This is a genomic window from Xylanibacter ruminicola 23 (genome assembly GCF_000025925.1).
Classification (GTDB): domain Bacteria; phylum Bacteroidota; class Bacteroidia; order Bacteroidales; family Bacteroidaceae; genus Prevotella; species Prevotella ruminicola.
Genome location: NC_014033.1, coordinates 2,972,103 through 2,986,535, shown reverse-complemented (window position 1 = coordinate 2,986,535; position 14,433 = coordinate 2,972,103). Strand labels below are relative to the sequence as shown.

Here is a 14,433-nt window from a genome sequence, read left to right as displayed (position 1 = left end):
ATAACAAAAAATATTATGATATTTTTCGGCAAACCAGCAGCAGATGGCCTTTCTCGGCGCTTGTGGTGGCAAAAATATATATCTCGCCGCCGTCTTTCAGCTTCAGTCGCTTTCTCAGGTCGGCTACTGATAGCGGGAAGTTTCTCACAGCGATATTGGCTTGGCTAATACCTGTCAAGCCTGTTTTCAGCTCCCGTTTGTTCATCGTACAGGTGCGTTCAATCACAAATCCGCGTCCTGGGAAATCAGGGATTATCTGCTCCGATAGGAACAAATGACTGTTTTTATCGGGCTGACTGATGCCGAAACGTTGGGCTATGAGTTGGAAGCATCCGGCTTTCATCACCGATGCGTTGGGTTCGTACAGATATCGGGGATTGGATGGCTGCTGATAAAAATTGCGGATTTCATCGTTCGATGTGTAACTGAATACCTGTCCGTCGTTTACGCAGAACACCTTTAGATTCTGGACTTTCCAATCTACTACCAAGAGCAACTCTTTGCACTCGTTGGCCACCGAAACGATATGAACTTCGCTTACATTTCCGATGTCCAAAACGGCTTTCTGCCAATCGAGCATGGGTGATAGTTTTATCATCACGCGATCGGCTTTTTCAAGCATTTCATCGATAAGTTCCAGCACGTTTGGGGTGCAGTCGGCAATGCCGTAGGTGCGCCCGCCATGCTCGTTGCGTCGGGCTGGGTCGATAAATATCAGATCGGCATGCGCCATCTGGTGCAAATAGGCCACACCGTCGTTGCAAACCACGTTGATATGCTGTAAGCCTAAACACGCGTAGTTAGCCGATGAAATGGCGCATAATGCCGCCTGCTGCTCTACGTGTACCGCTTCGGTAAAGTTGACCGACATAAATGCCATATCAACGCCAAAACCAGCGGTTAAATCTACTATTCTTTTGCCTTTGCCGGCTATCTGGGCTTTATAGCGGGCTGTGGCTTCGCTCGAGCATTGCTCCATCGACAGGTGAGGCGGATACATAATGTCGTCGTTAGCCGCCCATGATGGTATTTTTACGCGCGCTTTCTGCCGGCCTGCTATCTGGTCGAGTGCGTACGTCATGTCCACTTCAGGGTTCTTCTTGCCTTGAAGTGCCAGTTGCCGTACGTCGTCGTTAGCATGACTACGGATAAATGCGAGCGTGGCCTCGTTCATTGTTTATAATGATGCGATAAAGTCTTCGAACAGCTTGCGGTTCTTTCCTGGTGTGATAATGTGGTGATTACCAATGGGGTGGGTCAGGAAGTAGGCAGTCTGCTCATTATCAGCCAGTTGTATTACCTGCTGCGTGCGGCAGAGGTCGGGTTTGGCCTGATTTTTAACCAGTTCGCCCTCGGCCATGAAACTGCGCTTCAGATCGCCTGATACCTTGAATACTGTAATGGGGCCTTCCTTCATGAAACCTCTGATTCCAACGCCTATTCCCGACTCAAAATGCGTATCCAGTTCGTAGCGCTCAACCATATTCAATGGTATGGTGCAATGCGCAAACAGCATCTCGCCTGTTTCGGGGTTAATCTGCGATGGATTAGCCTGGAAACCTGATACGCCCAGCAAGGCATTGGTGATAGCCATCGATAACATGGCTGGCACATCGCCTTCGCAACCGGCCACAATACCCTCGGCATTCAGCTTGGCCAGTGCCCAGCAACCTGTATTATGTACGGCTGTGAGCAAATCGAAACAACGCAGCGTAAAGCCTTGTAGATTGTGCTTGTTTACAATAGTTTTCAGAGCCTGGTAGATACGATCGGGCATCTCGCCTTCGGTTACCTTGTCGATACCCTCTAACAGTTCCGAAATGGGCACTTCTACCAACTCGATACCTAACTTGGTTTTTACGGCTTTTGGATCGGCTACGCTCGAAATCAGCCAGTCGGAAGGTTCGCCGATAATGCCCAAACGTGCACCGTTCAGCTGGCGTTTTGCTTCCTGCACCTTCTGTAAGGTCTGCAGTCGGCGTGCGATGTAATCGGCACTTCCGTGAATAATCTCGCCCTGCAGGTAGTTCTGCTGCAGATACGAGAGAATCTCCATCGATGCCGCCAGCGAGTTGCTTTTACCCGATGTGAGCAGATAGAAAGGTGCCTGTGACTGCTGACGCAACTGGGGCAGCAAGCGTTTGAAAATACCCTCGGTACCGCCTGTGCGCACATAAATGACCGACAGCGTGTGAGTGCCGTAATCGCTGTAATCGTTGCCTTTCAGCGTGTATTCAATCCCTAAGCTACCCAGGAACTCCTGAGTAACTGCTCCTACAGCCGCCTCGTCGTGCAGCTCCGAAGTGAGTGTATAAATGGCTATATCCATAGGCTTTTGCACCGTGATTAGTGCTTAGAATAGTAATCCAATCCTAATTGTACGTTCTCGATGACAGCTTTCGAAGAGTAGGTGGCGCCTGTTACGGCATCAACCTTCATCTTCTTGGCATCCTTAACCTTTACGCCGTTCCACTTGTCCAGCAGGTTCTTCTTTACCTTCAGGAAGTATTTGGGTGTCTCTTGGTTCTTCAGGGCCTCAATCTTTACTACCTTGTTCTTCTGGATATAGATTTTAACTGGTGTAGTGCCCAGAAAGCCCTGCACATCCTTGCCCAGTGTAGTGGTGTTGATTACTGTCATCCCGTTTTCCTTTGTCATCGTGTCGTCGGCTGTCCAACTCATCAGCGTGAGGGCGACAACCATCAGTGAGCAGCAGCTCACAGTCATCATCAATCTCTTCATATCTTTCCTTAAAACTTATTCTTCTTCTTTCAGCAAGGCAAGTGCCTTATCCTCAGCGGCTTCCATGATTTCGCGCTCGCCGGGACCCTTGTCGTTAATGCCGCACAGGTGCAGAATGCCGTGAATGATTACACGGTGCAGCTCCTCGTCGTAGGGGCGACCGAACTTGTCGGCATTGGTAAACACCGTGTCGACAGAGATGTAGATATCACCGCTGATGGTTTTACCCTCGCAGTAGTCGAAGGTGATGATATCCGTGTAGTAGTCGTGACCCAAGAACTGATTGTTCACTTCGAGAATCTTCTCATCGTTCACGAACAAATAGCCGATTTCACCGACTTTCTTACCATAACTGGCTGCCACCTGGCGAATCCAGCTAGTAGTCTCTCGCTTCTTGATGTTAGGGAATTTCACTCCCTCTGCTTCGTATATAATCATAGTTAATGTTTTTTCGGTATATAAGCACTTACATCTACGCCAAAATGCTGCAGCTCGCGTACAGCACTCGATGATACACTGGCCAGTTCAGGCTCAGTATAAAGCAGAATCGTCTCGATACCACCCAAGCGGCGATTAAAATCGGCCTGCCATTGCTCGTATTCAAAGTCGCTCGCCGTGCGCACACCTTTTACGATGAATTGGGCGTTTTCGGCTTTGGCAAAGTCCATCGCTAAGCCGTGATAGGGTTTCACTTCTATGCGTGGATCATCGGCATAGAGCTCTTTGATAGCCTGCATACGCTCCTCGGCTTTGGGCATATCGGGCTTGTGAACATTATCGCCAACCACGCCGATTACCAATCGGTCGAAGAGTGGCAATGCACGTCGCACGATAGAATCGTGACCAATTGTAAAGGGGTTGAAACTCCCCACAAATATTCCTGTTCTCATATCAGTCAAACAGATTGGGTTGCATAATGTTTCCGCCATAAGGGTTGCGCCCGAAGTGCTTGTAAGCCAGCTCGGTAACCATACGTCCGCGAGGGGTTCGCTTGATAAAGCCCTCCATGATGAGGAACGGCTCGTATACCTCCTCTACGGTGCCTGCATCCTCGCCGATAGCTGTAGCGATGGTGGTGATGCCCACAGGACCGCCACGGAACTTATCGATGATGGTGAGCAGAATCTTATTGTCGATTTCATCGAGACCGTACTTGTCGATGTTCAGGGCTGTGAGTGCCACGCGAGTAATCTTGGTGTCGATGGTACCGTTGCCTTTCACCTGCGCAAAGTCGCGCACACGGCGCAACAGGGCGTTGGCGATACGTGGCGTTCCACGCGAACGGCCTGCAATCTCCAGGGCTGCATCTTCGGTAATGGGTACACCCAGGATGTTTGCCGAGCGCTCTATGATGGCCTGCAGCGTTTCGGGCTCGTAGTACTCCAGATGCATGTTAATACCGAAACGGGCACGCAAAGGTGCTGTAAGCAGTCCGCTACGGGTGGTGGCGCCCACCAGCGTAAACGGGTTCAAGTCAATCTGGATGCTACGTGCCGACGGACCTTTGTCAATCATGATGTCGATGCGATAATCCTCCATAGCGCTGTAGAGATATTCCTCTACTACAGGCGACAAACGGTGGATTTCGTCGATGAAAAGCACGTCGTTCTTCTCGAGTGACGTCAGGATGCCGGCCAGGTCGCCTGGCTTGTCGAGTACAGGGCCGCTGGTAATCTTGAAACCTACACCCAGCTCGTTGGCGATGATATTCGAAAGGGTTGTCTTACCCAGTCCTGGAGGACCGTGCAGCAAGGTGTGATCCAAGGGCTCGCCACGATATTTGGCGGCCTCTACAAACACCTCTAAATTCTCTACAACCTTTTTCTGACCGCTAAAGTCACTAAAGCTCAGCGGTCGTAAAGCGTTCTCAAAGTCCTTCTCGCCTTGAGAGAAGCGTTCTTCACGAATATCGAAATCTTCGTCCATCATATTTCGTGTGCAAAATTACGAAAAAAGCCACAGACTACAAAATAATCTGTGGCTATTTATAATTTTTCACTTTTCAAGCTTTATTTTTTAAAGGCTTCATCGAGATCGGGGTAGTCCTTTTTCTTCTCGTTGTCAACCTTCAGATAGTCTTTTACATCGAAATGCAGCATCTGTGCAACAATGCTTGATGGCCACTGGCGAACCATACGGTTCATCTTGGTAGCGGTATCGTTGTAAACCATACGCGACATGCGTACGTTCTCCTCGTACTCGGCCTGTCCTGCCTGTGCATTCTGGTAAAGCTCGCTGGCTTTCAGTTCTGGATACTGCTCAACCACTACGTTCAGGCGGCTCATCATCTGACCTAACAGATCCGACTGGGCGTTGATGCCTGCTGGTGTGGCGGCCGATGTGTGACCTCCGCGGGCTTCGATGGTCTGGATAATGGTTTCGCTCTCGTGCTTGGCATACTGTGCTGCCGTTTTAGCCAAAGCTACTACTGCATCGAAACGCGAATTAAGCTGAACCTCGATCTGGCTCAGGGCATTTTTGCACATTTCATCGAGACTTACCAGGCTGCGCTGGGTTGAAATAAAGTAACCGATGATGATAACTGCGAGGGCGACGATAACGCCGAAAAATACTCCTACTGCTTGCATAATTTAAAATTTTATGGTTTAATTGGGGCAAAGATACAAAAAGATTTCGTAACTTTGCCACCAAAACTTAAAAATTATATGAAAAAATTGTTTTTGATAGCTTTCGCAGCTATGTTGTGCCAACAGCTGATGGCCATTAAAACCATGCCTATCCAAGGCGAAGTAATCAAACCTACTGATGCCCACATTCAGTATGCCGGACGTATCAGCTTTACTAACCCCGAGCGCCCTGCGTTCAACTTTCCTGGTGTGCAGATAGCGGCTGCCTTCGAGGGCACTTCTTTGCGCATGCTGGCCAAGCCGCAGAGTGGTTATTTTATGGCTCAGATTGATAAGGCCGAGCCTTTCAAGGTGGCTTTTCGTGGTGAGCGCGATTCGCTGGTGACCTTGGCTACAGCGCTGGCAGATGGTGTGCATACGGTTAAACTGATGTATGCCATCGAGGGTTACGAGTTTTTCCCAGAGTTCTGGGGCTTTGTGCTCGATAAAGGCAAAAAGTTGGTTGATGCGCCTGCTTTTCCCTCAAGAAAGATAGAATTCATCGGCAATTCGATTACCTGCGGCTATGGTAACGAGGGATTGAAGAAAGAGGAGCATTTTGATTATGCGACTGAGAATCATTATTACTCGTATGCCTCGATCACAGCGCGCAATCTGAATGCCCAGCACTGGGTGGTGGCTCGCAGTGGTATTGGTGCTTATCGCAACTACGACGGTCCCAAGACGGGCAACCCCGAGTCGAACATGCTGGTGCAGTACGAGTATGTCGGCTATGCCTGGAAGCCGGAACTGCGCCACGAGGCTACTTTCTTGCGCGAAAAATGGGATTTCGGCCGTTATCAGCCTGATGTGATCTGCATCAATCTGGGTACCAACGATACTTCGACCAACAACTACGACCTGAAGCTGCTGAAGCAGAACTACAAGAAGCTGCTGCAGATGGTGCGCCTGCATAACCCCAAGGCTAAGATTGTGTTCCTGTCGGGTTCGATGCTGTATAACAAGGAGTTGCAGCAGGTGAAGCAGTTGCTCGACGAGGTGACTGCCGAAGCCAAGAAGGCTGGCGATAACGAGGTTTACCGCTTTGATATGGCGCCCATCGCCGGCGACGAGTGGTACGGCAACGATTGGCATCCCAATGTGTATCAGGACGAAAAGATGGCTGGCGAACTTACAGCCTATCTGCGTTCGCTCATGGGGTGGTTCTAAAATGTCATTTAAAAGGATTAGCCTAACAGCTTTCGTGTATCCTCCAGTATCTGCAAGAGCTCGTCCATCTTCTCGGCTCTCAGCATGGCGATACGGGTCTGTCGGAAATCGGGAATTCCTTTAAATATAGGTGTAGCAGCGAGGTGTCTTCTGGTATGGAGGATGCCTCGTTTCTCGTCTATACGCTCCACGTTGATACGCAGCAGCTCCTCAAGGATGTCCAGCTTCTGGTTGAAGTCGAGTTCCTCGCGACTGAAAATCCAAGGACAGCCGAACGTGGCGCGACCAATCATGATGGCATCTACGCCATAGGTCTTGAATGCCTCGTCGGCCTCGTCAAGACTGTGTATATCGCCGTTACCTATAATAGGAATATGTATGCGTGGGTTGCGCTTTACCTCGCCAATCAGCGTCCAGTCGGCCTCGCCTGTGTACATCTGACTGCGTGTGCGGCCGTGGATAGTCAGCGCTTTAATGCCGCAATCCTGCAGCTGTTCGGCCAACTCGGTGATAATCAGCTGCTCGTGGTTCCAGCCAAGGCGTGTTTTCACCGTTACGGGCAGCTTTACGGCATCTACCACCTTGCTGGTAATCTCCAGCATCTTTGGTATGTTCTGCAGCATGCCTGCGCCAGCACCCTTGCCTGCCACCTTTTTTACTGGGCAGCCGAAGTTAATGTCGATCAGATCCGGACCGGCTTGTTCCACGATTTTGGCTGCTTCAACCATCGCCTCTACGTCGCGACCGTAGATCTGTATGCCTACGGGGCGCTCGGTATCGCTGATGGTGAGCTTCGAGATAGTAGATTTTACATCGCGTATCAGCGCTTCGGCGCTTACAAACTCAGTATACACCATCGCAGCTCCAAACCGCTTGCAAAGCAGTCTGAAACCAATATCAGTCACATCCTCCATCGGTGCCAAAAACACCGGATTTTGTCCAAATTCTATATCGCCTATCTTCATTTCGGGTGCAAAGTTACGCATTTTTTCTGATATTATTTGGCAGATTGCAAATAATCATGTATTTTTGTGCACAAATTTTTACTTATAGCTAAATAAACCATATGGAACAATTACTCCATTATACTTGGAAACTGAAGCTTTTTCCGCTGAAAGAGCTGCTCACAAGCGATGGTATGCTGGTTGAGGTGATCGATCCGGGCAAGCACAACAGCGATGCCGGGCCCGATTTTGTGAATGCTAAAGTGCGTATTAACGGCACCATGTGGGTGGGCAATGTTGAGATTCACGACAAGTCGAGCGACTGGTACGTGCATGGGCACGACAAGAACAGCGATTACGACAATGTGATACTGCATGTGGCCAAGGTGCTGGATACCGAGGTGATGAAGAGCAACGGTCAGTACGTACCTCAGCTGCAGTTGGATGTACCGCCGCATGTGCAGGCACATTACGATGAATTGCGCCAAACCGAGGAGTATCCGGCCTGTTATAAGGTGATACCCGATCTGCCCTCGCTCACTATTCACTCGTGGATGGCAGCCCTGCAGGTTGAGCGCCTGGAGCGCAAAACGTCCGATATCCGCCGCCGTGTAGAGCGTTGCAACGGCTCGTGGGAGGATGGCTATTTTACCACGTTGGCCCGCAACTACGGCTTTGGCATTAATGGCGATGTGTTCGAACAATGGGCGCAGAATGTGCCCCTGAGTGCTGTGGCGCACCATCGCGACGATTTGTTTCAGATCGAGGCCGTCTTCTTCGGTCAGGCAGGATTGCTGGAGCTGGATGCTGTGCCCGAGTGCTACCAGAAAGAGGCGCTTAACGACGGCTACTTTGCCCGCTTGCGCAACGAGTACCAGTATCTGGCGCATAAATTCTCGATGAAACCGATTGATTTCCGTCTGTGGCGGTTCCTCCGCCTGCGCCCGCAGAACTTCCCTCACATCCGCTTGGCGCAGTTGGCCAACCTGTATTATCAGCAGAAGGCAGGCTTAAGTCAGCTGATAGAGTGCGAAACCCTGGATGAACTCAAACACGTGCTCAGCTCGCAGGTTACGCCCTATTGGGAAACCCATTACACCTTTGGCTCCGAGAGCGCTAAGAACGCCAAACATCTGTCGGTAGGCTCCATCAATCTGTTGATGATTAATACCGCCATCCCCATGCTGTTTGCCTATGGCCGCCATCAGTCAAAGGCGGTGCTTTGCGATAGGGCTTTCGAGTTTCTCGAGCAGCTCAAGGCCGAGAACAACCACATTATCCGCATGTGGAAGCAGGTGGGACTGCCCGTTAAATCGGCTGGCGACTCGCAGGCACTCATACAGCTAAAAAAGGAGTATTGCGACAAGAAGGACTGTCTGCGTTGTCGCTTTGGTTACGAATACTTAAAACGCAAATAAACACCTATGAACCAGGAAATATTCTATGCAATGGCGCTTACACGCCTTACTAACTTTAACTTTCAGCTGGCGTTAGAGATGTACAAAACCGTTGGTAGCGCCCAGAAACTATACGAACACCGCCACGAGGTGCCCGACCTGATACCTGATTGCTCGCCACGCCTGGTTGCCGCCCTGAAGGACTGGGGCGACGCGATGAAACGGGCCGAATACGAGTTGAAGTATATGGAGGAGCACCAGATACGCGCCATTACGCCACTCGACGACGACTACCCCCAGCGCATGCTGGAGTGCCCCGATGCGCCGCTGGTGCTGTACTATAAGGGTAATGCCGACCTGAACCAGCAGAAAATCATCAGTATCGTAGGCACGCGCCACATCACCACTTACGGGCAGGATATCACGCACAGGTTTATCAGCGAGCTGCACGAGATGTGCCACAATGTGCTGATTGTGAGCGGTTTGGCTTATGGTGTAGATATCTGCGCCCATCGCAACGCCCTCGAGAACGGCTATCAGACCTTGGGTGTGCTGGCTCACGGTTTAGACCAGATCTACCCCTATCACCATCGCGACACAGCTGCCGAGATGACCACCCATGGCGGACTGCTGACAGAGTTTATGACCCAAACCAATGCCGATAAGGTAAACTTTGTGCGCCGCAACCGCATTGTGGCTGGTTGTGCCGATGCTACCATTGTGATTGAGAGTGCCGCAAAAGGTGGCAGTCTGATAACAGCCGAGATAGCACAGAGCTACAATCGCCCCGTATTTGCGTTCCCAGGCAATGTGGGCCGACCTTACTCCGAGGGTTGCAACCATATTATCCGCGATAAGGCTGCCGAGTTGATTACCAGTGCATCCGACTTTGTTGAGGCTATGGGTTGGCAGGATGATATTATCCGTCAGCAGGCTTTGGCAGGAGGTATCGAGCGCCAGTTGTTCCCCGAACTATCGGCCGAAGAACAGAAAATCGTCAGTCTGCTGCAGCAAACCAACGATCTCCAGATAAATGTATTGAGTGTGCATGCCAACCTGTCTATCAGTCAGGTTACGGCGCTGCTTTTCCAACTCGAAATGAAAGGTGTGGTAAAAGCGATGGCTGGTGGCACCTACCATCTTATTTTGTAGCATCCTCGTGAATGCTCTCGGCCATCAGCTTGTAAATCTGTCGGGTGCGTTCGTCGCTCAGCAGGTCCATCTGCATCTGCATCACGCCCGTATCCCAACGCATCATCGGTCCCGTCTGTGCCTGTTTCGGGCTCAGCTGGGCTACTTTTCGTGCCGTTTCATCGATAAGCGGCAGGAATAGCTTAAAATCCATCTGCTCCTCTTCAAGCACCTTTTCGGCCAGTCGGTAACAATGGTTGGTAAAGTTGCAGGCCAGCACGGCTGCCAGGTGCAGTTTTTTGCGCTGTGCCGATGTGGCAGGCACCACATTCTGCGATACGCTCTCGGCCAGTGTGCGGATAGCGGATAGCGTGGCATCGTCCGAAGCCTCGATAAAACAAGGTATCGGCTTAAAATCCACGGGTTTGTTCTTCGAGAATGTCTGCATCGGGTACAGCACCCCGTAGTGCTGTGCGTATGGCTGCAGCACCTCCATCGCAATGCTGCCCGCTGTGTGAACGATGATGGCCTGCTGCGCCTTGCGGCCCACCTTTTCGGCCAGTGTGGCGATGGCATCGTCCTTTACCGAGATGATGTAGATATCGGCATTTTCGGTTATTTCGTCGATGTTGGTGGTGTAGGCACATCCCAGCTTAGCTGCCAGCTCGCCGGCATGCTCTTCTGTCTTGCTATACACCTGTACTATCTGCTGCCCAGCCTCGTTCAAGGCCAGTCCCAGCTGCGTGGCCAAATTTCCCGATCCTATAAAAACTATCTTCATAATGGCTGCAAAGGTACAAAAAAAAATTAACTTTTGTAGTAAAAATTCTTTTTACTCAACAAAAAAGACTATTTTTGCACCCAAATTTTAACTATTAGTTCGTATGAAAAGAACTGCATTATCCATTTTCGCTTGCGTGGTTGCACTTACAGCAACGGCACAACTCGATGTAAAGGAGTTTAAACTTAGTAATGGCATGACCGTTTGGGTTAACGAAGACCACTCGCAGCCCAAGGTGTTTGGTGCCGTTGTGGTTAGGGCTGGCGCCAAGGATTGTCCTAATACCGGTATTGCCCACTACTTTGAGCACATTATGTTTAAGGGTACCGACCGCTTGGGTACCATCGATTACACAGCCGAAAAACCTCTGCTGGATAGCATTTCTGCCCAGTACGACCTGTTATCGCAGACCAAGGATGAGGACGTGCGAAAGCAGATTCAGCAGCACATTAACCAGCTGAGCCTGAAAGCTGCCGATTATGTGATTCCTAACGAGTTCAACCGTCTGATATCAAAGTATGGCGGTAGCAGTCTGAATGCGGGCACTGGCTACGATATGACTTTCTATCACAACGAGTTTCTGCCCCATTTCATCGAGCAGTGGTGCTGGTTAAACTCTGAGCGACTGATTACCCCTGTATATCGCGGATTCCAGGGCGAATTGGAGAATGTGTACGAAGAAAAGAACCGTTCGGCCGATGGAATGGGCGATGCAATGGATAAAGTGATGGGTGCTGTGTTCAAGACTCAGCCTTATGGCTATCCCATCATTGGTTCTACTGAGAATCTGAAAAACCCACGCCTGTCGGATATGGCCGAATTCTACAAGAAATACTATGTGGCCTCGAATATGGGTCTGATTCTCTGTGGCGACATTACGCCCAGCGACGACTTGACCGCTCTGCTTGAAAAGACGTTTGGTCGTGTGCAGACGGGCCCTGTGCCACAGCGCGGTTATAGTCCGATGCCAGAGATTCAGGCTGGCGAACGACAGGAGGTTACACTCCCCATACCGCTTATTGGTGCTGAGGCATTGGTATTCAAAGGCGCTACCGATTACGAGCCCGATGCTAATGCTCTGGAACTGGCCAACGGACTGCTTTCTAATGGCAAAGCTGGTTTGCTCGACTCGCTGATGAACGAGCATAAGGTGATGGCATCATTCGCCCTGAATGTGGGGTTCGACGATGCCGCAGGTACAGCCGTGCTCATCATCCCCAAGTTGTTTGGAAAGATGAAAACTGCCGAAGGACGCGTGATGGAGCAGATTCAGCAGGTGATTAATGGCAACTTTAGCGACAGTCAGCTTGAGGCCCTGAAACAAGAGGAGGTGATGAGTGCTGAGAAGAGTCTGGAAACCATCAGCAGCCGTTCTGAGTTGCTGGTCGATCTGTTCTCGAAAGGCAAGACCTGGCAGGATGCGCTCGATAAAATCGAAAGAATTAAGCGCCTTACCAAGGCCGATGTGGTAGCCGCCGCCAAGAAGTACTACGGCACCAACTACATAACGCTGGTAAAGAAGTATGGTACACCTAAGAAGGAAACGCTAAAACAGCCTGGCTATAAGCCCATTCAGCCAAAGAATACTGATGCCAAGTCGGACTTTGCCCGCCAGCTGGAACAGATACCTGTAATACAGACCGAAATACGTACCGTTGACTTGCAGACGGCTGTAGATACCAAACAGCTAAGCGATCACGCCACCTTATATTATAAGCAGAATCCTATCAACGACATCTTTACGTTTAACCTGCGTTTCAAGGATGGTAAGCTGCACACACCAGCACTCAGCGTACTCGGCTCTTATCTCTCGTCGCTAGGCACCGATTCGCTCAAGAAACAACAGTTGGAGCTGGCTTGGCAGAAGATAAACACCACGATGGAAATAAATGCTGGTAGCCATACATTTGTGTTCAGCCTTACAGGTCCAGATAAGCAGTTCGAACCAGCACTCCGCTTGCTGGCCCACTTCCTGCAATCGGCCAAGGGCGACGACGAGGCGCTGAGCGACGCTAAGGACGAAGATAAGGTAGACCGCAAGAGCTTTGGTAAACAGAAGGACGATGTGCTCACCCCTATGCGCGAATATGTGATGTATGGCAGCAAGTCAACTTATCTTAACCAGCTGAGTAAGAGTGAGATAAAGGCACTTAAGAACGAAGACCTGCTCAGTTTGTTCCGCGAGGTGCAGCAGTATGATTGCGAACTGTTGTATTGCGGCACCAAGACTATCTCCGAGGTGGCTGCAGCAGCGCAGCAGGCGTTGCCATTGAGCAACTGTACACGCAAGGAGGCCGATACCTTCCGCCCATTGCAGCAGTACACCGAGCCAATGGTTTACTTCTACAACGTACCCAAGTCGCGCCAGAACTATGTGATAAGTTTCGATGCCATCAGTCCGCTATCAACAGCCGACGATCGTGCTAAACTATCGCTCTTTGGCGAGTATTTCGGTGGCAGCATGTCGTCGGTTCTCTTCCAGAATGTACGCGAGTTCCGTTCGCTGGCCTACAGCACTGGTGGCCGTGCCTATACCACCAGTCTTGCTCAGCATCCTGATGCCGTTCTGGGCTATATCACAGCCACTGGAACCCAGGCCGACAAGACGATGGAAGCCCTTGCTACCGTGGATTCGCTGCTGCGCCAGATGCCGATGAAGGAGAATAATCTGGATGCCGCCCGCCAAAGTGTGCTCAACGACATACAGAATAGCTATCCCACCTTCCGCAACATGCCTGCTTTCGTGGCCAATCAGCACATGCTGGGCAATACTGTCGACCCCAATGCCGCCAAAGCCCGACTGCTGCCTGGTATCACAGCTCAGGACATCATCCAGTTCCACCAGCAGCACATTGCAGGCAACAACAACCGCGTGTGGATGATTATCGGCGACAAGAAACTTACCGATATGAAAGCCCTTGAGCGCTACGGCAAGGTGGTTGAGCTTAAGAAAGAAGATGTATATAGATAAATAATAGATGAAACAAGAAGTTAATCCGCAGGATACCAGTAGGGCTAAGGCTTTTGGGCTTTGGATGAAATCGCCCGTGCCCATGGTTACGTTTACCAAAACGTTTGATGTAACGCGTTTGTATAAGGTGTGCAAGCGTAGGGGCGTAAAGTTTAACACGCTGCTGTGCTGGTGCATGGGCCGTGCTGCCGCAGATAGACCAGAGTTCTACCTGTTGCCCGAGAATGGCAAGCTGTACAAGTACGACCGCCTGGCCATCAACGTGATTGTGAACCACAAAAAGGGTGATATCTGTTCGTGCGATGTGCCCTACAGCGATGATTTTAATCAGTTTGCAGCCGATTACGATCGGATGACGCAGACGGCCATCGACACCTGCGAGAGCACCTTTGATGAGGAGGCGATGGTTATCGGCACCTCGGCTATGACGGCCACCCAGCTCGACAGCATCGTCAACCAGTACTCGGGTGTTTTCAATAACCCCTTCCTGGCTTGGGGTCGCTATCGCAAAAGTTGGTTCAAGGTGTGGCTTCCCATCTCCATGCAGTTCCATCATGCCCAGATGGATGGGGGCCATGCCGCCCAATATCTCGAGGATCTGCAGCAAATCATCAACCATCTGTAACGGTAGTTCCCCCGCAAGGAACTGCCAGTTTCCCTAGCCGCAACC

General features: G+C 50.7%; 14 protein-coding genes. 5 read left to right on the top strand and 9 right to left on the bottom strand.

Annotated features, from left to right (window positions below):
• Positions 1-13: 13 nt before the first annotated feature.
• The 7 genes from PRU_RS12710 to PRU_RS12680 all read right to left on the bottom strand — a co-directional run bounded on the left by PRU_RS12710 (position 14) and on the right by PRU_RS12680 (position 5,330).
• Positions 14-1,174, bottom strand: a complete 1,161-nt coding sequence (locus tag PRU_RS12710; protein WP_013065287.1) for a class I SAM-dependent methyltransferase — start codon at positions 1,172-1,174, stop codon at positions 14-16.
• A gap of 3 nt (positions 1,175-1,177) precedes the next feature.
• Complete coding sequence (locus PRU_RS12705; protein ID WP_013064339.1) at positions 1,178-2,329, bottom strand: hypothetical protein; 1,152 nt, start codon at positions 2,327-2,329, stop codon at positions 1,178-1,180.
• Positions 2,330-2,346: 17 nt separating this feature from the next.
• The gene (locus PRU_RS12700; protein WP_013064793.1) at positions 2,347-2,727 is read right to left on the bottom strand and encodes an FMN-binding protein; all 381 of its coding nucleotides are present in this window, start codon (positions 2,725-2,727) and stop codon (positions 2,347-2,349) included.
• A gap of 30 nt (positions 2,728-2,757) precedes the next feature.
• Positions 2,758-3,180, bottom strand: coding sequence for an rRNA maturation RNase YbeY (gene ybeY / locus PRU_RS12695; RefSeq protein WP_013063024.1), 423 nt, complete (start codon positions 3,178-3,180; stop codon positions 2,758-2,760).
• A gap of 2 nt (positions 3,181-3,182) precedes the next feature.
• Entirely contained in the window at positions 3,183-3,632 is a 450-nt protein-coding gene (gene coaD, locus PRU_RS12690) for a pantetheine-phosphate adenylyltransferase (RefSeq protein ID WP_013063844.1), read from the bottom strand.
• Between the two features lies 1 nt (position 3,633).
• The gene (gene ruvB, locus PRU_RS12685; protein WP_033150792.1) at positions 3,634-4,668 is read right to left on the bottom strand and encodes a Holliday junction branch migration DNA helicase RuvB; all 1,035 of its coding nucleotides are present in this window, start codon (positions 4,666-4,668) and stop codon (positions 3,634-3,636) included.
• An 83-nt stretch (positions 4,669-4,751) separates the two neighbouring features.
• Positions 4,752-5,330 (bottom strand): LemA family protein, encoded by a 579-nt coding sequence (locus PRU_RS12680; RefSeq protein ID WP_013063896.1) that lies wholly within the window; start codon positions 5,328-5,330, stop codon positions 4,752-4,754.
• A gap of 78 nt (positions 5,331-5,408) precedes the next feature.
• Between PRU_RS12680 and PRU_RS12675 the strand changes: the two genes are divergently transcribed.
• Entirely contained in the window at positions 5,409-6,539 is a 1,131-nt protein-coding gene (locus tag PRU_RS12675; RefSeq protein WP_013065525.1) for an SGNH/GDSL hydrolase family protein, read from the top strand.
• A 17-nt stretch (positions 6,540-6,556) separates the two neighbouring features.
• Here the strand turns inward: PRU_RS12675 and dusB are convergent, their stop codons facing one another.
• Positions 6,557-7,504: a tRNA dihydrouridine synthase DusB gene (dusB, locus tag PRU_RS12670; protein WP_013065327.1), complete on the bottom strand. Its 948-nt coding sequence runs from the start codon at positions 7,502-7,504 to the stop codon at positions 6,557-6,559.
• Between the two features lie 101 nt (positions 7,505-7,605).
• Between dusB and PRU_RS12665 the strand changes: the two genes are divergently transcribed.
• Together PRU_RS12665 and dprA are read left to right on the top strand one after the other, a co-directional pair.
• Positions 7,606-8,901, top strand: coding sequence for a DUF2851 family protein (locus tag PRU_RS12665; protein ID WP_013063199.1), 1,296 nt, complete (start codon positions 7,606-7,608; stop codon positions 8,899-8,901).
• A 6-nt stretch (positions 8,902-8,907) separates the two neighbouring features.
• Positions 8,908-10,032, top strand: coding sequence for a DNA-processing protein DprA (gene dprA, locus PRU_RS12660; RefSeq protein WP_013063751.1), 1,125 nt, complete (start codon positions 8,908-8,910; stop codon positions 10,030-10,032).
• Here dprA and PRU_RS12655 read toward each other — a convergent pair.
• The gene (locus tag PRU_RS12655) at positions 10,022-10,792 is read right to left on the bottom strand and encodes a Rossmann-like and DUF2520 domain-containing protein (RefSeq protein ID WP_013064892.1); all 771 of its coding nucleotides are present in this window, start codon (positions 10,790-10,792) and stop codon (positions 10,022-10,024) included. The two genes, dprA and PRU_RS12655, sit on opposite strands and share 11 nt — an antisense overlap.
• 103 nt (positions 10,793-10,895) lie before the next feature.
• Between PRU_RS12655 and PRU_RS12650 the strand changes: the two genes are divergently transcribed.
• Positions 10,896-13,763, top strand: coding sequence for a M16 family metallopeptidase (locus PRU_RS12650; protein ID WP_049769168.1), 2,868 nt, complete (start codon positions 10,896-10,898; stop codon positions 13,761-13,763).
• 7 nt (positions 13,764-13,770) lie between these two features.
• Positions 13,771-14,388 (top strand): CatA-like O-acetyltransferase, family 2, encoded by a 618-nt coding sequence (locus tag PRU_RS12645; protein WP_013063818.1) that lies wholly within the window; start codon positions 13,771-13,773, stop codon positions 14,386-14,388.
• Positions 14,389-14,433: the final 45 nt, after the last annotated feature.